This is a genomic window from Geomonas anaerohicana, from assembly GCF_016458305.1.
Classification (GTDB): domain Bacteria; phylum Desulfobacterota; class Desulfuromonadia; order Geobacterales; family Geobacteraceae; genus Geomonas; species Geomonas anaerohicana.
The window spans coordinates 273,238-290,757 of record NZ_JAEMHL010000004.1 but is presented as its reverse complement, the minus strand read 5'-3'; the positions used below and the strand labels follow the sequence as shown (position 1 = coordinate 290,757).

The 17,520-nt window shown below is 63.1% G+C and carries 16 protein-coding genes; 1 reads left to right on the top strand and 15 read right to left on the bottom strand.

Going from position 1 to position 17,520, the window contains the following annotated elements; all coding sequences use genetic code 11:
* Window positions 1-104 precede the first annotated feature (104 nt).
* A complete protein-coding gene (locus JFN91_RS10405; RefSeq protein ID WP_199389142.1) occupies window positions 105-377 on the top strand; it encodes a PilZ domain-containing protein in 273 nt (90 codons plus the stop codon).
* Between the two features lie 54 nt (window positions 378-431).
* Here the strand turns inward: JFN91_RS10405 and hypE are convergent, their stop codons facing one another.
* The 15 genes from hypE to JFN91_RS10330 form a co-directional block, all read right to left on the bottom strand.
* Entirely contained in the window at window positions 432-1,442 is a 1,011-nt protein-coding gene (gene hypE, locus JFN91_RS10400) for a hydrogenase expression/formation protein HypE (protein WP_199389141.1), read from the bottom strand.
* An 84-nt stretch (window positions 1,443-1,526) separates the two neighbouring features.
* Window positions 1,527-2,618, bottom strand: coding sequence for a hydrogenase formation protein HypD (gene hypD, locus JFN91_RS10395; RefSeq protein ID WP_199389140.1), 1,092 nt, complete (start codon window positions 2,616-2,618; stop codon window positions 1,527-1,529).
* The gene (locus tag JFN91_RS10390) at window positions 2,615-2,845 is read right to left on the bottom strand and encodes a HypC/HybG/HupF family hydrogenase formation chaperone (RefSeq protein ID WP_183347946.1); all 231 of its coding nucleotides are present in this window, start codon (window positions 2,843-2,845) and stop codon (window positions 2,615-2,617) included. Before JFN91_RS10390 ends, hypD begins: the two co-directional genes overlap by 4 nt.
* A 177-nt stretch (window positions 2,846-3,022) precedes the next feature.
* Window positions 3,023-5,296, bottom strand: coding sequence for a carbamoyltransferase HypF (hypF, locus tag JFN91_RS10385; RefSeq protein WP_199389139.1), 2,274 nt, complete (start codon window positions 5,294-5,296; stop codon window positions 3,023-3,025).
* Window positions 5,297-5,317: 21 nt separating this feature from the next.
* Window positions 5,318-6,175: a hydrogenase nickel incorporation protein HypB gene (gene hypB / locus JFN91_RS10380; RefSeq protein ID WP_199389138.1), complete on the bottom strand. Its 858-nt coding sequence runs from the start codon at window positions 6,173-6,175 to the stop codon at window positions 5,318-5,320.
* A gap of 15 nt (window positions 6,176-6,190) precedes the next feature.
* The gene (locus JFN91_RS10375; protein WP_199389137.1) at window positions 6,191-6,364 is read right to left on the bottom strand and encodes a twin-arginine translocase TatA/TatE family subunit; all 174 of its coding nucleotides are present in this window, start codon (window positions 6,362-6,364) and stop codon (window positions 6,191-6,193) included.
* A 36-nt stretch (window positions 6,365-6,400) separates the two neighbouring features.
* The gene (locus JFN91_RS10370; RefSeq protein ID WP_199389136.1) at window positions 6,401-6,886 is read right to left on the bottom strand and encodes a HyaD/HybD family hydrogenase maturation endopeptidase; all 486 of its coding nucleotides are present in this window, start codon (window positions 6,884-6,886) and stop codon (window positions 6,401-6,403) included.
* A gap of 289 nt (window positions 6,887-7,175) precedes the next feature.
* Complete coding sequence (locus JFN91_RS10365; RefSeq protein WP_199389135.1) at window positions 7,176-8,855, bottom strand: nickel-dependent hydrogenase large subunit; 1,680 nt, start codon at window positions 8,853-8,855, stop codon at window positions 7,176-7,178.
* Window positions 8,856-8,889: 34 nt separating this feature from the next.
* The gene (gene hybB, locus JFN91_RS10360; protein ID WP_199389134.1) at window positions 8,890-10,227 is read right to left on the bottom strand and encodes a Ni/Fe-hydrogenase cytochrome b subunit; all 1,338 of its coding nucleotides are present in this window, start codon (window positions 10,225-10,227) and stop codon (window positions 8,890-8,892) included.
* Window positions 10,227-11,153: a hydrogenase 2 operon protein HybA gene (gene hybA, locus JFN91_RS10355; RefSeq protein WP_199389133.1), complete on the bottom strand. Its 927-nt coding sequence runs from the start codon at window positions 11,151-11,153 to the stop codon at window positions 10,227-10,229. Before hybA ends, hybB begins: the two co-directional genes overlap by 1 nt.
* Window positions 11,137-12,246, bottom strand: a complete 1,110-nt coding sequence (locus JFN91_RS10350) for a hydrogenase small subunit (protein ID WP_199389132.1) — start codon at window positions 12,244-12,246, stop codon at window positions 11,137-11,139. The genes hybA and JFN91_RS10350 overlap by 17 nt, the downstream gene beginning before the upstream one ends.
* Window positions 12,247-12,461: 215 nt before the next feature.
* The gene (gene hypA, locus JFN91_RS10345) at window positions 12,462-12,794 is read right to left on the bottom strand and encodes a hydrogenase maturation nickel metallochaperone HypA (RefSeq protein ID WP_199389131.1); all 333 of its coding nucleotides are present in this window, start codon (window positions 12,792-12,794) and stop codon (window positions 12,462-12,464) included.
* Between the two features lie 64 nt (window positions 12,795-12,858).
* Window positions 12,859-13,779, bottom strand: coding sequence for a sensor histidine kinase (locus JFN91_RS10340; protein ID WP_199389130.1), 921 nt, complete (start codon window positions 13,777-13,779; stop codon window positions 12,859-12,861).
* 358 nt (window positions 13,780-14,137) lie between these two features.
* The gene (locus tag JFN91_RS10335) at window positions 14,138-15,508 is read right to left on the bottom strand and encodes a sigma-54-dependent transcriptional regulator (RefSeq protein WP_199389129.1); all 1,371 of its coding nucleotides are present in this window, start codon (window positions 15,506-15,508) and stop codon (window positions 14,138-14,140) included.
* Window positions 15,509-15,535: 27 nt separating this feature from the next.
* Entirely contained in the window at window positions 15,536-17,377 is a 1,842-nt protein-coding gene (locus JFN91_RS10330) for an MEDS domain-containing protein (RefSeq protein WP_199389128.1), read from the bottom strand.
* Window positions 17,378-17,520: the final 143 nt, after the last annotated feature.

Here is a 17,520-nt window from a genome sequence, read left to right as displayed (position 1 = left end):
AAGTTTTTTTCCGGTTGTTGCAAATAAAAAAGATTAGACTACACTAACGTCTGTGCCGAAAACGCCGGTCAAAAAACCAATGAAGGACAAAAAAAGGAGGGGCGATGTACAAGGAAAAAAGAAACTTCGCCAGGCTGGCCTTACACGCGAAAGCGAACCTCCACCAGGGCGACCGCACCATCGAGGGAGAGGTCGAGAACCTCAGTATGAAGGGGGTCTTCGTGACGGCGGCACGGAAGCTGGAGCTCAACGACACGGTAGCCGTAACCATCTACCACACGCTGACGCCGCAGGTATTGTGCGACCTGAAGGCAAAGGTGGTCAGAATCACTGACCAGGGGATGGGACTGCAATTTGAAAAGACCCTTCTCGACTGAGAAGGGTCCTGGGTATCCTGCCACAACGGGGAGTTGGTCGAGGCCGGCGAGGCCTTAACAGATGCGGGGGAGTTGCTCCCCAGCCAGCATCTCCACTCCCCTCACTCCACCAACCAGAGTTTCCATCTGCACCTTGCCGGCAGAGGCCCCGGTGACCTCGCCGATGATGGCGGCATCCTTCCCCAGCGGGTGCCGGCGCATCCGCGCCAGGGCCGCTTCAGCCTGATCCGGTGCCACGAATGCCAGCAGTTTCCCCTCGTTTGCCACATAGAGCGGGTCGAGTCCGAGGATCGAGCAGACCCCCTTCACCCCCGGGTTGACGGGGAGGCTCTTCTCGTCCAGCGTGATGGTCACGCCCGACTGCAGGGCGATCTCCTTCAGGGTTGTGGCGACCCCGCCGCGGGTCGGATCGCGCAGCACGTGGAGCGCGGGGCCAAGCGGCAACAGGTCCGCCACCAGCCCGTTCAGGGGAGCCGAGTCGCTCTGGATGCCGCTGTCGATCTCCAGCCCTTCGCGTGCCGAGAGGACCGCAATGCCATGGTCGCCGATGGTGCCGTTGACGATAACCTTGTCGCCTACCCGCGCCGAGGCGCCGTCGATATGCAGGTTGTGCTCGACCGCACCGATACCGGAGGTGTTGATGAAGATGCGGTCCCCCTTCCCTTTCGGCACCACCTTGGTGTCTCCGGTGACGATGGCGACCCCGGCAGCGTCAGCGGCTTCCCGCATGGAAGCCAGGATCCTGGCGAGTTCGGCCTTGGAAAAACCTTCCTCGAGGATGAAGCCGACGGAGAGGCACAAGGGGCGGGCGCCCATCATGGCGAGGTCGTTGACCGTGCCGTTGATGGCGAGGTCGCCGATGTTGCCGCCGGGAAAGAAGACGGGATCGACCACGTAGGAGTCGGTGCTGAAGGCGAGCCTGATGCCGCCGACATTGAGCAGGGCCGCGTCGTTCTGGCCGGCGACCGGCACGCTGGAGAGCTGGGGGATGATCAGCTCGTCGAGGAGCTGGTGCGAAAGCCTCCCGCCGCTGCCGTGGCCCAGGAGGATGAGGTCGTTATTCAAAAGTCTGCTCCTTTTTTGTCTGACCAGTCAGACTGGTCGGACTGGTCGGACCGGTCTGACCGGTCGGACGGATTTTGATTTTGCTTACCGGCCGTACTTGAAGGCCGCGGCGCAGGTCCCCTCGGAGGAGACCATGCAGGCGCCTACCGGGGACTCGGGGGTGCACTTGCCGCCGAAGAGCGGGCAGTCGAAGGGAGAAACCTTCCCCTTCAGGATCTCTCCGCACAGGCATCCCTTGTGCTCCTTGAGTTCCTCCACCTCGACCGGAATCGCCAGTTCGGCGTCGAACTCGGCGTACCTGTCGGCGATCCTCAGCCCGCTGCCGGGGAGCACGCCGATACCGCGCCAGGGGGCGTCGAAAGGGGTGAAGACGTCGGCCAGCATCGCCTGCGCCTTGGCGTTTCCTTCCCAGCGCACCACGCGTGAGTACTGGATCTCCACCTTGCTCTCGCCGGCCAGCGCCTGGCGCACCAGCATCTCCACGCCCTGCAGCACGTCGGTCGGCTCGAATCCGGTCACCACGCAGGGGACCTTGTACTCCTCACACAGGAAACGGTAGGCATCGGCGCCGATGATGGCGCTGACGTGGGCCGGACAGATGTAGCCGTCCACCTGCAAATCAGGATCGGCGGACAGGATCGCCATTGGCTGCGGCATGGTCTTGTGCGAGGCGAGCACAAAGTAGTTGGTCAGTCCCTGGGCCTTGGCCGCCAGGATGCTTCCGGCGATGGTAGGGGCGGTGGTTTCGAAGCCAACCCCAAGGAACACAACGCGCTTCGAAGGGTTCCTGGCGGCGAGCTGCACGGCGTCGAGCGGCGAGTACACCACGCGGATATCGGCACCTTTGGCCCGCTCTTCCATGAGCGAGGAGCTGGAACCAGGCACGCGGAGCATGTCGCCGAAGCTGGTGATGATCACGTCCGGGAGGCGGCACAGGGCGATGGCCCGATCGAGATAGCTGTTGGGGGTGACGCAGACCGGACACCCGGGGCCCGAGATCAGCTTCACCTCGGGGGGGAGCAGGCTTCTCAGGCCGAACTGGTAGATGGCCATGGTGTGGGTGCCGCAGACTTCCATGAAGACCAGCGGTTTGCTCAGGCCCTTGGTGAGATCGGCGATGCGCCGCGCCAGCCCCTGTACCAGTTCTTTGTCGCGAAAGCTGTCCGAGTAGTTCATCCCATCAACTCCGGCGAATATACTTCACGCATCAGTTCCAGGGTCGCCTTGGCATCTTCCTCGTCCAGCTTGGAGATGGCGAAGCCGGCGTGAACGATAACGAAATCGCCGACCTTGATCTCCTGGTCCAGCATCATCAGGCTCGCCTCGCGCTTCACGCCATCGACCTCGGTCATGGCGAAATCGCCGTCAATGCTGATCACCTGCATCGGTACACCTACACACATCTTTGGACTCCTTTACACTCTCGGTGTTCGTATCCGTTTCGTCGTCTCGAGGTTTGCCTGCGTCCCCGCCCCCGGAGGGGGAGGGATAGGGAGGGGGCGCGTAGCGGCTGTGGAAAACAGCTCCCCCCTCCCAACCTCCCCCCTCCGGGGGGAGGAGCGAGAAAAGTCCTCGGGCATTTACTTTCTCCGAAAAATCCTGCCGGCGATGACCGCCTGCCCCAAGGCAAGACCGCCGTCATTGGGCGGCACCAGCCGGTGGCAATAAACTCTAAACTCCTCGGCGGTAAGCTGATCCGCCACGTCCTCCGTCAGTAGCCGGTTCTGGAACACGCCGCCCGAAAGGACCACACGGTCCAAGCCGCTTGCCGTTCTGATTCGCCCACAGACATCCACGATACCGGCAGCAACGGTGCGATGTAAACCGCGGGCTATATCGGCGCGGCTTCTGCCCGCGGCAATGTCGGCGCAGATGGCGGCTATGGCCGGGCCGAAGTCCAGCACACCCCCCGCCTCCCCTGTCACCAGGTACGGGTACGGCTCGCTCGCACTCCCGGCCTCTGCCAGCGCCTCCAATTCGATGGCGGCCTGCCCCTCGTAGCTGATCCGGTGCCGCACCGAAAGCAACGCCGAGACGGCATCGAACAGCCTGCCGCAGCTCGAAGTGAGCGGGGCATTGATCCCCTTCTCCAGCATCTTCAAAAAGAGCGGGCGGTCCGCTTCCTGGACCTCGGCACACACGGCCAACGGCTGCCGGAACAACTGGTCGCCGTGCAACCGGTGCAGCGCCGAGAGCGCCATGCGGAACGGTTCCTTCACCGCCGCGTCGCCGCCAGGCATGCGTAGCTGGGCGAAGTGGCCATGCCGTCCAAAGTCTCCGTAGCCACCGACCAGGAACTCGCCCCCCCAGATGGTGCCGTCGCTGCCGTAGCCGGTGCCGTCGAGGATCACTCCGATCACGTCCCCGTCCAGACCGTTCTCAGCCATGCAGGAAGCCATATGGGCGTGGTGGTGCTGCACTGCGACGCAGGGGAGCCCCAACTCCTGCCCGTACACGGTGGAGAGGTAATCCGGGTGCAGGTCGTGGGCAACCACGTCGGGGGTGATTTCCAGAAGGCGCTGCAAGTGCCCGGCGCTTTCCTCCAGCGACGCCATCGTGGCTGCGTTTTTCAAGTCGCCGATGTGCTGGCTGAGGAAGCCTTGGGCTCCGCGGGTAAGACAGAGGGTGGCTTTCAGTTCCGCACCCAGCGCCAGCACGCTGGCCTGCTCGCCAGGCAACGCCAGCGCCCGCGGCACGTAGCCGCGCGAACGGCGTAGAAAGAGCGGCTCGCCCCGGTACAGGCGGATAACGGAATCGTCGGTCCGGGTGTGGATCTCGCGGTCGTTGGCGAGGAACAGGTCCGCGATCCCGGAAAGCATCCGCAGCGCCTCGTCGTCGCGATAGGCGATGGGCTCATCCGATAGGTTGCCGCTGGTCATCACCAGGGGGCCGCCGAAGCCGCGCGCCAAGAGGTGCTGCAGCGGGTTGCCGGGGAGCATGAAACCGAACCAGCCGTTGCCGGGGGCCACCAACTCCGCAACCGGCGTCTGCGGCAGCCTCCTCATCAACACGATGGGGCGCTCCACCCCGGCGAGAAGCCGTCCTTCCAGGTCCGAGCACTGCACGTAACGCCGCACGGCATCCAGGTCGGCGGCCAGCATGGCGAAGGGCTTCTCGTCCCGCTTCTTGCGCCGGCGCAACAGCCCGACGGCCGTTTCGCTGCAGGCATCTACCGCCAAGTGGTACCCGCCCACCCCTTTGACGGCAACGATGGCGCCGTCTTTCAATGCCTCGATCGTCTGTCGCAACGGATCCCCAGTTACGGCGACTCCCTCGCGATCGAAAAGGCTCAGGCGCGGGCCGCAAACCGGGCAGGCGTTGGGTTGGGCGTGGAAGCGGCGGTTCAGCGGATCGTGGTACTCGGCCAGGCAGTCATCGCACATGGCGAAGCCGGCCATGGTGGTGGCGGGGCGGTCGTAGGGGATGCCGGTAATGATGGAATAGCGCGGGCCGCAGTTGGTGCAGTTGATGAACGGGTAGAGGTAGCGGCGGTTATCCGGGTCGAAAAGTTCGGCGAGGCAGTCGTCGCAGACCTCGCAGTCTGGGGATATCTCGCCCCCCTTCCCCGCCTTGGCGCTGTCCAGGATGACGAACCCCTCGTCACCGGCGGGTTCGATCTTCTCGAACCTGAGCGCCCCGATCACGGCCAGCGGAGGCGCCTCCTCGCGCAGGGCGTGGCTGAAGGCAAGGAGGTTATCCCCGTCCCCCTCGGCCTCGATCTGCACGCCCTTGCCGGTGTTGCGCACCCAGCCGGAGAGTCCGAAACGCAGGGCGAGACGATACACGAAGGGGCGGAAACCCACCCCTTGCACGATGCCATCGATCTCCAGGCTGGCGCGCTCGCGTGAGGTCATCTCGTCACCGAAAGGTCCGGACTAGGCCTTGGACCGCTCCATCCCTTTCTTGAGCCAGGCGTACCACTCGTCCATGCCCTGGCCGGTCTTGCTGGAGACTTCGAGAATATGGATGCCCGGGGAGACCCGGCGCGCCATTTCCTTGCACTTCTCCACGTCAAAGTCGAGGTAGGGGAGCAGATCAACTTTGTTGAGCAGCATGATATCCGCGGCGTGGAACATCTGCGGGTACTTGAGCGGCTTGTCTTCGCCTTCGGTGACGCTCAGAACCACCACCTTGTGGTGTTCGCCCAGGTCGAAGGAGGCGGGGCAGACGAGGTTCCCGACGTTCTCGATCAGGAGCAGGTCCAGGTTGTCCAGGTCGAAGCTTTCCGTGGCGTGCAGCACCATGTGCGCGTCGAGGTGGCAGCCGGCGCCGGTATTCACCTGCTTCACCGGCACGCCGGTGGCGGCGATGCGCATGGCGTCGTTATCGGTCTGCTGGTCACCCTCGACCACCGCGCAGCGGCAGGTCTCGGCCAGATCCTTGAGCGTCCGCTCCAGGATGGTGGTCTTGCCCGAACCGGGGGAGGAAACCAGGTTCAGCACGAACAGCCCCTTTTCGCGGAACAGGGCGCGGTTGCCCGATGCCATCCTGTTGTTCTTGGCCAGGATGTCGGTCTCGATCACCACCTTCCGGGCAGGCTTCTCCTCGGCGGAATGCTCGTGGTGATGGTGGTGCTTATGCCCCTCTCCGTGGTGATGGCCATGGTCATGGTCGTGACCGTGATGGTGGTCGTGACCGTGGTGGTGCCCATGGTGGTGTCCGTGATGGTCGTGGTCATGATCATGCTCGTGATCGTGGTCGTGGTTCGGGCCGCAGCCGCAGTCTACACACATAGCTTAAACCTCCGGCTAGTCTTGCTTCTTCTCGTTGATCTGGACCACGTCGTCGCCGTTCATGGCTTTCTTGAAGCCCCTGATGCTGCTCCCCAGCGCCTGGCCGAACTGCGGCAGTTTGCTGGGACCGGCCACCACCAGCAGGATGACGGCTACGATGATCAACTCGGGCAAACCAAATCCAAACATATCGTTCTCCTTTGCAATGCTGCCCCGCTGACGGGATCAGGCATCTTTCCTTTTGAGTTCCACGCCGACCTTGGCCAGTTCCTCGACAACGAGCCCGGCCACCTTTTCGAGCCCGGCCTGAAGCGGCGGGGTGAGCTGGTCACCCGGATCGAGCGACTGAGCCACGATACCGAAGAACGTGAGATCCGGCTTGGGCGCGTCGCGCATCTCGGAGATCAGGAGCATCTCCTGCAGCCCGATCTGGTGCGGCGACATCTTGACCGGGATGTTCTTCAGCATGATGTCTTCGCGCTCGTAGCGAAAGATGTCGCCCGGCTCGCCCTTCGCCTGCACCACGTCCACCAGGATAACCTTGTCGGCCTCCTCGAACTTGAAGTGCACCATGATGCCCAGGGTGCCGCCGTCGTAGAGCTCGACGTTTTCCGGGATCTGGTAGTGCTGTTCTAAATGTCTGACGAAATGGACGCCGAACCCCTCGTCGGAGAGGATCAGGTTGCCGGCGCCATAGATGAGGACCTGCATGTAACCTCCAGAAAAAAGAAAAGGCCGGGGGGAAAACCAGGGGCTAGGGACTAGGGACTGGGGGCTAGCAAAACCAGGCTATAAATTAAACGAGTACCGGCGGCTGCACAAGCTTTTTTCGCTGGTGCCCGCCCCTATAGCCATTCGGTTTTGCCGAATCTTTGCAGCACCCAACCCAAACATCCCTAACCGCTGTCTTCCAGTCCCGGCCCCTGATTCGGGAACGGAGGACCGGGAGCCAGGAGCCGTCTTACCAGCCCCTAGCCCCCAGCCCCTAATCCCTGCCTTTTTACAGTACCTTGACCTTGGTGATCTCTGCGCCTTCCGGGTCCACGGTGTGAACGGCGCAGGCGATGCACGGGTCGAAGGAGTGGATGGTGCGCAGCACCTCAAGCGGCTTGCTGGCGTCCGCGATCGGGTTGCCCATGAGCGATGCCTCGTAGGGACCCATCTCGCCCTTGTCGTTCCTCGGCGCCGCGTTCCAGGTGGAGGGAACGACGGCCTGGTAGTTTTCGATCTTCTTGTTCTTGATCACGATCCAGTGGGACAGGGTGCCGCGCGGAGCCTCGTGGAAGCCTACGCCGCGGTACTCGCCTTTCGGGATCACGGTGTGGTTGGCGTAGGTCTGGTCGCCGGAAGCGATGTTGGCGATCAGCTTGTCCAGGTTCTCCAGCGACAGGTCGGCCATGACGTGCGCGCGGGCACCGCGGCAGAAGAGACGGCCCATGGTGGAGTGGATGTCCTTGAGCGAAATGCCCAGGGTGGACACGGCGCCGTCCACAAGCTTCTTCACCTTCGGGTTGCCAGCGGCGTAAGCGGCCATGATCTGTGCCGGCGGGCCGACCTGGACCGGCTTGCCGTCGAGGGTCGGAGCCTTGCACCAGGAGTACTTGCCGTTTTCTTTGAAGTCGGTGTAGTCCGGCTTGGTCTCGCCGTCCCACGGATGCAGGGTGCCGTTACCCTCGTACCAGGCGTGGGTGACGTTCTCCTTGATGTTCTTGATCAGGTAGTCGTCGCGGTGATCCTTGACCATCCTGATGCCGCCGATGTTGCCGCCCATGACCACGCCGCCGGGGAGCTGGAACTTGGTGTTCTTGGTGTCTTCCGGGAACTCCGGCACCGCCATGTAGTTGGTGACGCCTGCGCCGTACTTGAACCAGTCCTTGTAGGCACCGGCGATGGCGAGGAGGTCCGGGTAGTAAACCTTCTGCACGAAATCGCGGGTCTCTTCCATCAGGGTCCTGAGGTAAATCAGGCGCTCCATGTTGAGGGTCGCGATGTTCTCGGTGTTGATCGCGGTGGCGACGCCGCCGACCACGAGGTTCTGGATGTGCGGGTTCTTGCCGCCGAGAATGGCGGTAGCCTGGGAAGCCTTCCTCTGGTAGTCGAGCGCCTTCAGGTAGTGGGCAACCGCCATCAGGTTCACTTCCGGGGAGAGTTTCATCGCCGGGTGGCCCCAGTAGCCGGTTGCGAAGATGCCGAGCTTGCCGCCTGCCACGAACGCCTTCAGCTTGTCCTGCACAGCCTTGAACTCCTTCTCGGAGTTGCCCGGCCAGTCGGAGATGCTCTGCGCGATCTGTGCGGTCTTCTTGGGATCGGCCTTCAGCGCGGAGACGATGTCGACCCAGTCCAGCGCCGAGAGGTGGTAGAAGTGGACGATGTGGTCCTGCACCGAGTGCTGGGCGATCATGATGTTACGGATGTACTGTGCGTTCAGCGGCACCTCGACGTCGAGGGCGTGCTCGACCGCGCGGATCGAGGAGATGGCGTGCACGGTGGTGCAGACGCCGCAGAAACGCTGTACGAAGCTCCAGGCGTCCTCCGGGGCGCGCCCCTTGAGGATGACCTCGATGCCGCGCCACATCTGGGCGGAGGACCAGGCGTTGGTGACCTTGCCGCCGTTTGCTTCGACATCGATCCTCAGATGTCCTTCGATTCGGGTGATGGGATCAAGCGTGATTCTAGACATTTATTCCTCCAAAAGGCTAATTGCTTAATTAATATTAGTGCGCGTGCGCTTCGCCGGCCGGCAGATGTTTATCCGCCTCGCTTCCCTTGTGCTTCTTGGCGTGCCCTTTCTTCTTGTGTGCGCCGTGCAGGTCCATGTTGGGGAGGACCGGGAACAGTGCCACGAATACCTTGTAGCCCAGGATCTCGAGGGCGACGATGCCCACGGTGATCATCACCTCGGCGAAGGAGGGGAAGTACTTCCACCCCTGGCCCGGGTTGAAGCCGATCAGGTAGACGTTGAAGCGGTACAGGGCGCCGCCGAGAACGATCATGGAAGCCGAGATGAAGAGCCAGCGTGCCGACTTCCTCGCCTTCTTGACGAAGAGGATCAGCGAACCGCAGGCAACCAGCAGGAACTCGGTCATGAACCAGCCGGAGTAGAAGTCACCCTTCAGCGCAGCGTGAATCTGGCCGCGGTAGGAAAGGTCGCCGATCACGACGGTGAGCCAGATCACGGTCACGAACGGGATCAGGCCGGCCAGGCCGGAGAGTTCCTCGATTTCGAAGGGGCGCTTGAAGGAGTAGCTCGAGATGATCGACTCCAGGATGGCGATGGAGTAGCCGATGAAGACGCAGTTCAACAGGAACAAAAGCGGCAGGAAGCCTGTGTGCCAGAGCGGATGCAGCTTGGTCGAGGCGATGAGGAGCAGGCTCCCCAGCGAGGACTGGTGCATGGTCGGCAGCGTGATGCCGAGGACGATGAAGAAAATGAGGACCTTGTTCAGGCGCGGGTTGAGCCAGGCTGCGCCCAGACGCACCATCTCCAGCTTGTCTTCCATGGTCTTCTTGTCCGGCGCGATCTTCGGGTGCAGCCAGTTGCGGATCGCGTTCATGCGCTCCCACTTGCTCTTCTCGATCGAGGTCAGGATCGCCGGGAGGAACTCCAGGATAAGGACGGTGGAGTAGGCCATGACGCACAGCGCCACCTCGAACATGGCGGAGTTGGCCTGCCACTTGCTCGGGATGAAGAAGTTGTAGGCGTTCCAGGGACGCCCCAGGTCGACCATGACCGAGAAGCCGGCCAGGCCGTAGCCGAACATGGAGGTGAGGATCGCGGAGCGGATCATCGGGTGGTACTGCATCCTGTTGCGGATGTAGACCAGGATGGCGACCGCGTAGCCGCCGCAGGCGATGGCCGTGCCGGTGGCGACGTCGTAGGTGATCCAGATGCCCCAGGGGTAGCCGTCGCTCATGTTGGAGACGGCGCCGATCCCTTTCACGTAGCGCACGCCCACGAAGTAGAAGCCGAGCAGCACCACGGAGAGGAGGATGAAGAAGGATTTGGTAAAGATCCTACCTTCCAGCTTCTGGTATTCTTCACTGTGTCCCATTACTTATCCCCCTTCTGGTGATCGTCGTCGTGCCCCTTGTGTTTCTTCATGTTCTTCACCGCGATGAAGCAGAGGGTGCTGTACAGGGCCACCGGGGCGATGAAACCCTTGTAGATGGTGTGCTGGATCTTCTCGGAGAACTCGGCCGGTGCTTCCGGCTTGATCTCGGGGAGACCGAGCTTGTTGAACGGCATGGAGGCGAGGTAGAGGTGGTTGGTGCCGCCCCCTTCGTGCTCGCCGTAGACGTGGGCCACGTACTTGTCCGGAGCATCCTTCAGGCGCTGGTGCGCCTCCTCCAGCAGGTCTTTCCTCTTGCCGAACTTGATGGCGCCCGCCGGGCAGGTCTCGGCGCAGGCCGTGATCCCCTTCTCGCGCAGGTTGGTCGCCTTGCACAGGTCGCACTTGACGATCTGCGGGACCGCCTTCTCCCACTGGAACTTCGGAATGTTGTACGGGCACGCGATCTGGCAGTAGCGGCAGCCGATGCAGGTGTTCTTGTTGTAGTCGACGATGCCGGAGACCTTCTCCTTGGTCATGGCGGAAACCGGGCAGACCGAGACGCAGGAAGGCTTCTGGCAGTGCATGCAGGAGTACTTCACGTAGCTCCAGCGCTTCTCGCTCTCCTTGAAGAGCTTGATCAGGGTACGGGTCGAGCCGGAGAGGTCGCTCGGCGCATCCCACAGGCCGTCCTCGTCGAACTTCGCCTTCTCGTAGGAGAGTGAGCCGTAGTCGGAGTTGACCCTCTTGCAGGCCGACATGCAGGCCTTGCAGCCGACGCACTTGGTGGCGTCGTAGAGCATGCCGAGTTCGTCGTTGTTGACCTGGAGTCCCTCGTTGGCCATGGCGCTACCCGCGCCGCAGGCCAGAAGCCCCGCGCCGGTGGCGCCGGCGAGCTTCAGGAAATCGCGTCTACTTGTCTTTTTCATGGCCACCCTCCTGCGCCTCGCCGGCCGGAAGCTTCTTGGCGAGCATTGCGCCGGCGCCAAGCGCCGCACCTGCTGCGAGACCGACGAAACCGGTGGTCAGCGGGTCCGGACCCTTCCCTTTTTCCTTCAGGTCCACCGGGGCGTAGCTGTCGAACGGCGTCGGCTCGTGGATCTGTACCTTCTCGGCGATGGCGGTCTTGAAGAGGATGTCCGGTTCGGTGCAGCCGATGCAGGGGTGACCGACTGATACCGGCCAGGCGCCGACGTCGTTGAAGCGCTGCACGGAGCAGTTGGCGTAGGTGGCGGGACCCTTGCAACCCAGCTTGTAGAGGCAGTACCCCTGGGCGTGGGTCGGGTCGCCGTAGGCCTTGGCGAAGCGGCCGGCATCGAAGTGCGGGCGACGCTCGCAGTGCTCGTGGATCCTCCTGCCGTAGGCGAACTTCGGACGGCCCAGCTGATCGAGCTCGGGCACCTTCTTGAAGGTCAGGTAGTAGAGCACGGTGGACAGGAAGTTGTAGGGGTTCGGGGGGCAGCCGGGGATGTTGATGATCGGCTTGTCCTTGATGATGTCCTTCACGCCGACCGCGCCGGTCGGGTTCGGAGAAACGGACTGGATGCCGCCGTAGGAGGCGCAGGTGCCGATGGCGATGATGGCCGCGGCCCCTTCGGCTGCGTGCTGCAGGGACTCGAGGGCGGTCCTGCCGGAGACCTTGCAGAAGATGCCGTTCTGCTTCGTCGGGATGGCGCCTTCCACGACCAGGATGTACTTGCCGTGGTTGGCCTTCATGGAGTCATGCAGCGCCTGCTCGGCCTGGTGACCGGCGCCGACCATGAGCGTCTCGTGGTAGTCCAGCGAGATCATGTCCAGGATCAGCGTGGAAATGGTCGGGTGGGACGAGCGCAAAAGCGACTCGGAGCAGCCGGTGCACTCCTGGAAGTGGAGCCAGATCACCGCAGGGTTACCGTTTTTCTCAACGGCCTCGGCCACCTGCGTATGCATGGCGAAGGGCAGCCCCATCATCGCGGTGGCGGTGACACAGGCCTTCATGAAACTCCTGCGGGTGACCCCTTCGCAAAACATCTCTTCTTTCATAACAAGCCTCCTCGAGATAAATCAAACCGCCCGTATACGGCAACACCCGTGCCAATCCGGTAAACAAAATTTCAAAATGTAATACATTGAAATCCTTGGGCAAAAAAAAAGGCGCCCGCGGAACTCATCCGCGCGGCGCCTTTCATTGCTTCATTTTGTTGGGTACTTCTGTCCCGGTTTTGTATCATTTTGTCCCGAGGCCGGGACAAAACGGGTCACTCCAGTTCCAACTCCTTCACCCTCAGTTCCTCGCCCGAGACGATGGCAAGGCCGAAGGCGCCGCATGCCGGGCAGGGGGAGAAGAGGCTTTGCAGCGGGAATTCACCGTGGCAGGCGGGACAGCTGCCGCGCCCGGGCACCTCCTCGATGGTCAGCTTGGCTCCCTCCAACAGGGTCCCCTTGGTGCAGGCTTCGAAGCAGAATTCCACGCTCTCGGGCACCACCCCGGACAGCTCCCCGATCTCGAGAACCACCTCCACCACCTTGCGCCCCGCCGCGTGTCCCTCGCAGATCTCCACCACGCTCTGGGTTATGCTCATCTCGTGCATGCCCGCCTCCAATTTTAATGTGGAGGGATCATAGCAGATCGGACGGCGCAGCAAAAGTGGCTTTTCAGGTGATGCACGACTGCAGCGTGAAGAAGAAGGTCGCTCCCCGGTCCACCTCCCCTTCGGCCCAGATGCGCCCGCCATGGCGGTTGATGATGCGCTGCACCGTGGTGAGGCCGATGCCGTTGCCGGGGAACTCGCTGGAGCTGTGCAGGCGCTGGAAGGCGTGGAACATGCGCTCTGCGTTGGCCATGTCGAAGCCGATGCCGTTGTCCTTCACGAAGCAGGTCTTGTCCGCAGCGCTCTCCTGCGCGCCGAATTCGATGCGGGCCACCTCGCGCATCTGGGAGAACTTCCAGGCGTTGCGCAGCAGGTTCTTCATGGCGATCTCGAGCAGGTTGTGGTCCCCGAAGGTGCGGATCCTGGGCTGGATTACAAACTCCACCTTGCGCTCCGGGGTGCCCTGCGCCAGGTCCGCCGCGGTGTCGCTGACGATCTCGGAGAGATCGACCACCTCCCGCTTCAGGCTCAGGTAGGAGAGCTGGGACAGTTGCAAGAGCGCCTCGATCAGTTCGTTCATGTGCTGGCTGGATTTGAAGATGCGCTCGAGGTAGTCCATCCCCTCCAGGTCGAGCCGGCCGGCGTACTGCTCCTGCAGGGCCCGGGTGAAGCCGCAGATGCGCCTCAAGGGGGCGCACAGGTCGTGGGCCACCGAGTAGTTGAAGGCCTCGAGGTCCCTGTTGATCGATTCGAGCCGCTCGGTCTGCTCGGTGAGCAGGCGCTCGACCTGCTGGGTCAGCAGGCTGATCTCCTCGTTGTTGGGCCTCTCCAGGAGCATGTTGCGTATGGTCTCCAGGGAGGTGTGGACAGCCGACTTGAGATCTACCGCGTACGACGCGTTCAGCATGCTGGACGCTATTTCCTTGTCTATGGTCAAATACCGACCCTCCCCGTTGTTTCTCTTCGCCTTGTACGCATCGGTCATGGGGCACCCCCTGTTGACCTGCACCCCGTGAGGGGCTCGCCGGTGACGTTTGCCCGGTGCACCGCGAAGGCGCCTGAAGCCCGCCTTCCAGGAACAGACGTACCAGCTATCGTGGGAACATCTTCTGCTTCGCCATTGGCGCGTGGGTCCATCGTGATACTTCAGCAGCAACCATGCCACCTTGCCTTGCCAACCCCGTACTGTAATTCCAAACACTTGCCGGACCCGGCGCCCCGGCGTTAGGCCGGGTCCGGCAATAAAAGTTTACTTTTTCAGGGCAGATGACGCCGGGGCGTTACTGGGGGCGCTGCGCGGGGAGGCAACCTTTGTGGCAGGTGCAACGTCCGTTGCGGGCGGCTCAGACGGATTTCCTCCTGAGCCGGTTGTTGAGGGCCTGCCTGGAGATCCCCAGCAGGCTCGCCGCTTCCCCCTGGTTGCCGTTGGACATGCGCAGCGCCTCGCTGATCAGGTGCGATTGCGCCTCCTTGATGCTGGGAAAGCCGTTGAAGATGACGGTGACGACCTCGTGCCCCTCCACGGTGAGCCCCTTGCCGGAAGGGATGCTCATGTTGGAGCGGAACGCCGCCAGGGTAAGAGGACCCTTCTCGTGCAGGGCGACCGCGTCGTACACCATGGCCTGCAGTTCGCGCACGTTCCCCGGGAAGTGGTACTGCTGCAGCAACCGCGGCAGTTCGGAGGGGTACCAGGGGCGCTTCTTGCCCATCTGGCGGGAGGCCAGGGTGACGAAATGGTCCAGCAGCAGGGGGATGTCCCCCACCCGCTCCCGGAGCGGCGGTATGTGGAGCCGGTGGCAACTGAGCCGGTAGTAAAGGTCCTCGCGCAACTTCCCCTGCTCCAGGAGCAGTTTCAGGTCCCGGTTGGTGGCCACTACGATGCCGGCGTCGGTTTTGGCCGCCGCGTCGGAGCCAAGCGGCAGGTATTCGTGTTCCTGGATCAGGCGCAGCAGCTTCACCTGGGCCCCTTCGCGCAGGTCGCCGATCTCGTCCAGGAACAGGGTCCCCCCCGCCGCCTTTCTGATCAGCCCTTCGCGGTTTTCCTGGGCGCTGGTGAAAGCCCCCTTGCGGTGCCCGAAGAGGGTGTCGGAGAAGACGGCGTCGTCGAGACCCGCCACGTTCACCGTGACCAGCTCACCCTTCTTCCCCGAGCAGCGATGCACCGCCTCGGCAAAGAGTTCCTTGCCGACCCCGGTTTCCCCGGTGATCAGCACCGGCTGACCGCTGTGGGACACCGCCTGGGCCCTTTTCATGAGCCTCAGCATCTGCGGGTCCTCGGTGACGATGTCGGGGAAGGGCATGCGCCGCCAGCGCAGCCGGTGCTCGTCCTGGCAGGGCCCCAGGGCGCGGTCGATGGCGGCCAGGAAAAGACGGTTGTCGATCGGCTTCAGGAGATAGTCGCAGGCACCGGCGCGCATGCAGGAGACCGCCTGCCCCACCTCCGCCATCCCGGTGATGATCAGCACCGGCAGATGCGGGAACTCTTCCACCAGGCGGGGCAACAGGTCACGCCCGGTCACCGTGGGCAGCGCCAGGTCCAGGACCACCAGGGCCGCCTCATGGCGGCGCAGGTAGGGAAGGAGCCCCTCGCCATCCTCGAAGGTCAGCACCGGCCCCACCCCGTGTCCCTGCAAAAGCGTCCGGTAGATCTGCAGCATGTCCTGGTCGTCATCCACCACCACTACCGGCAGCGGCGTCGCGTCCTTGCTTTTCATGACCAGCCCCTCTGCACGTAAGCGTCGCTAGACCTGGAAGTAGAGGGTCGCCCCTTTCCCGGCCTGCTCCGCGCTCCAAATCCTTCCCCGATGCAGGTTGATGATACGCTGCACGGTCGCCAACCCTATGCCGTGGCAGCTCCGCTCGCTACCGCTCCCGCCGGTCGCCTCGCGCAGGCTGGCGCCCAGCCGGGGGCCGTTGTCACTGACATAGCAGCTGCGCTCCCCCTCGACCTGGGCGGTGCCGAACCTGATCACGGGGTGTTTTACGCCGATGGTGCTGTGCCAGGCGTTCTCCAGCAGGTGCTCCATCGCCAGCCGCAGCATCTCCTTGTCGCCGGTCACGGTGACCCCGTCCTCGATGCGGAAGTCGACCGGACGCTGGCCATGGTCGCTGAGCTGGGCCGCAATCTCCGATGCCATTGCGCTCAGGTCCACCTCCACCGGCTGCAGTTCCGCCGCCGTCAGCGCGGTCATGCGCTCCAGTGCGGCCACCGCCCCGCCAAGCTCGCGCGCCGCCGTGCTGATGCTTTCCAGGAGCTCGCGGCCGGGAGGGTCGAGCTGGCTTTTGTGGTGCTTTTGCAGCCGTCCGCAATCCCCGGCGATTCGTTCCAGGCGCCCCCCCAGGTCGTGGGACACCGCCTCCCCGATCGCAACCAGTTCCGCGCTCCGCGTCTCCAGTTCCACCTTGAGCACCCTGAGCCCGTGCTCCGCCTGCACCCGCGAGGTCATGTCCAGGCCGATGATCCAGTTCATCCAGCCGGTAATGGGGACGTAGCGCGAGATGTTGGACCAGGAGATGAGCTTGGCGGAGCCGTCCTTACAGCGCAGGTACCATTCCCTCCCCCGGTAGTCCCCCCCCTGCGGCGGGTGCGCCGAGACCACGTCCTCGCGCAGCGCCCCCTCGACCTGGAGCAGCTCCAGCATCGGCTTCCCCATCACTTCTTCGCCCCGGAAACCGGAAATACGCTCGAACTCGTGGTTGCACGCGGCCAGTCGGTCGCTGTTGTCAAAGGCCATCATGATGGCCGGCAGGTGTTGCAGAATGGTCTGCTGGCGCCTGCGATTGGCCAGAAGAGCCTCGTCCTTTTCGTGGATCTGCTGCTCGTTGGCACGCAGCGTGTCCTCTTCCTGCCAGTTCTCGTAAATCTTGCGGGCAAGGGCGGCATAAGCCTGTTCCAGTTCCTGCTTGAGCCGCTCGCTTTCCGCCTCCACCATGGTCATGCGCTGGGCGGCGGCCAGGAAGACGTCGAGTTCGCACACGGCGGCCTTTTTGCGGTGCGGCAGTCCCGGCGGGATGAAAAGCGGGTTCCGGCACACCCGCCCGCCGCTGACCAGCCCAGGGTGGATACGGACCAGCTCCAAGAGCAGTTCCGCAGTGAACGGGCGCCGGTCGTAGAGGCAGAGCAGGGCGGTGTCCTGCTCCTCGGCAAATGCCGTCAGCTCGCGCTCGAACCGGTGCAGCAGTTCCTGCGCCTTGGGGTCCTTGGCGGCCCAGGCCATGTCGCAGATGATCCGGGTACCACTGAAGCCGTCGGCAGTGGCGCCGGTACAGATGTTGCGCAAAAGCTCCATGACCCGCTCCAGCTTGAACGCCCCTCCGCTGAACCAGGCCTGCTTGACCGGGAGCAGAACCAGGGCGCCGATGTCCTGTTTTTGCGTTTCCAGCACGCTCTGCAGCAGACGCTCCAGTCTATCCTGGGCAGCATGGAGGTAGACACAGCGCTCCCCAATGGCGATCCCCTTCTGGATGAAGGGAAGCACAAGGTTCAGCACCTCCGATTCGTCCTGGTACAGCAGGCAGAGATGATCGTGGCTGTTGACGACTCCGATGTCCGCGATTTCAGGTGCGCGTTTCTCTTCTTCCATCGGGGTTATCTCCTCGCTCGGGTGGACATTAAAAAACACCAACACAATATACTGGAAGGGATCGCCTTTGCAATAAGGCCCGGGGCGAATTTAGCGACTGCGAGGGGTGGAAGTTGTGTGCTAAGCGCGTTTTTTTGACGGAG

What these genes read in the sequence shown, in the direction of transcription:
- JFN91_RS10405 (WP_199389142.1), top strand. Translation starts at nt 105, where the DNA reads ATGTACAAGGAAAAAAGAAACTTCGCCAGGCTGGCCTTACACGCGAAA.
- hypD (WP_199389140.1), bottom strand. Translation starts at nt 2,618, where the DNA reads ATGAACTACTCGGACAGCTTTCGCGACAAAGAACTGGTACAGGGGCTG.
- JFN91_RS10390 (WP_183347946.1), bottom strand. Translation starts at nt 2,845, where the DNA reads ATGTGTGTAGGTGTACCGATGCAGGTGATCAGCATTGACGGCGATTTC.
- hypF (WP_199389139.1), bottom strand. Translation starts at nt 5,296, where the DNA reads ATGACCTCACGCGAGCGCGCCAGCCTGGAGATCGATGGCATCGTGCAA.
- hypB (WP_199389138.1), bottom strand. Translation starts at nt 6,175, where the DNA reads ATGTGTGTAGACTGCGGCTGCGGCCCGAACCACGACCACGATCACGAG.
- JFN91_RS10375 (WP_199389137.1), bottom strand. Translation starts at nt 6,364, where the DNA reads ATGTTTGGATTTGGTTTGCCCGAGTTGATCATCGTAGCCGTCATCCTG.
- JFN91_RS10370 (WP_199389136.1), bottom strand. Translation starts at nt 6,886, where the DNA reads ATGCAGGTCCTCATCTATGGCGCCGGCAACCTGATCCTCTCCGACGAG.
- JFN91_RS10365 (WP_199389135.1), bottom strand. Translation starts at nt 8,855, where the DNA reads ATGTCTAGAATCACGCTTGATCCCATCACCCGAATCGAAGGACATCTG.
- hybB (WP_199389134.1), bottom strand. Translation starts at nt 10,227, where the DNA reads ATGGGACACAGTGAAGAATACCAGAAGCTGGAAGGTAGGATCTTTACC.
- hybA (WP_199389133.1), bottom strand. Translation starts at nt 11,153, where the DNA reads ATGAAAAAGACAAGTAGACGCGATTTCCTGAAGCTCGCCGGCGCCACC.
- JFN91_RS10350 (WP_199389132.1), bottom strand. Translation starts at nt 12,246, where the DNA reads ATGAAAGAAGAGATGTTTTGCGAAGGGGTCACCCGCAGGAGTTTCATG.
- hypA (WP_199389131.1), bottom strand. Translation starts at nt 12,794, where the DNA reads ATGCACGAGATGAGCATAACCCAGAGCGTGGTGGAGATCTGCGAGGGA.
- JFN91_RS10340 (WP_199389130.1), bottom strand. Translation starts at nt 13,779, where the DNA reads ATGACCGATGCGTACAAGGCGAAGAGAAACAACGGGGAGGGTCGGTAT.
- JFN91_RS10335 (WP_199389129.1), bottom strand. Translation starts at nt 15,508, where the DNA reads ATGAAAAGCAAGGACGCGACGCCGCTGCCGGTAGTGGTGGTGGATGAC.
- JFN91_RS10330 (WP_199389128.1), bottom strand. Translation starts at nt 17,377, where the DNA reads ATGGAAGAAGAGAAACGCGCACCTGAAATCGCGGACATCGGAGTCGTC.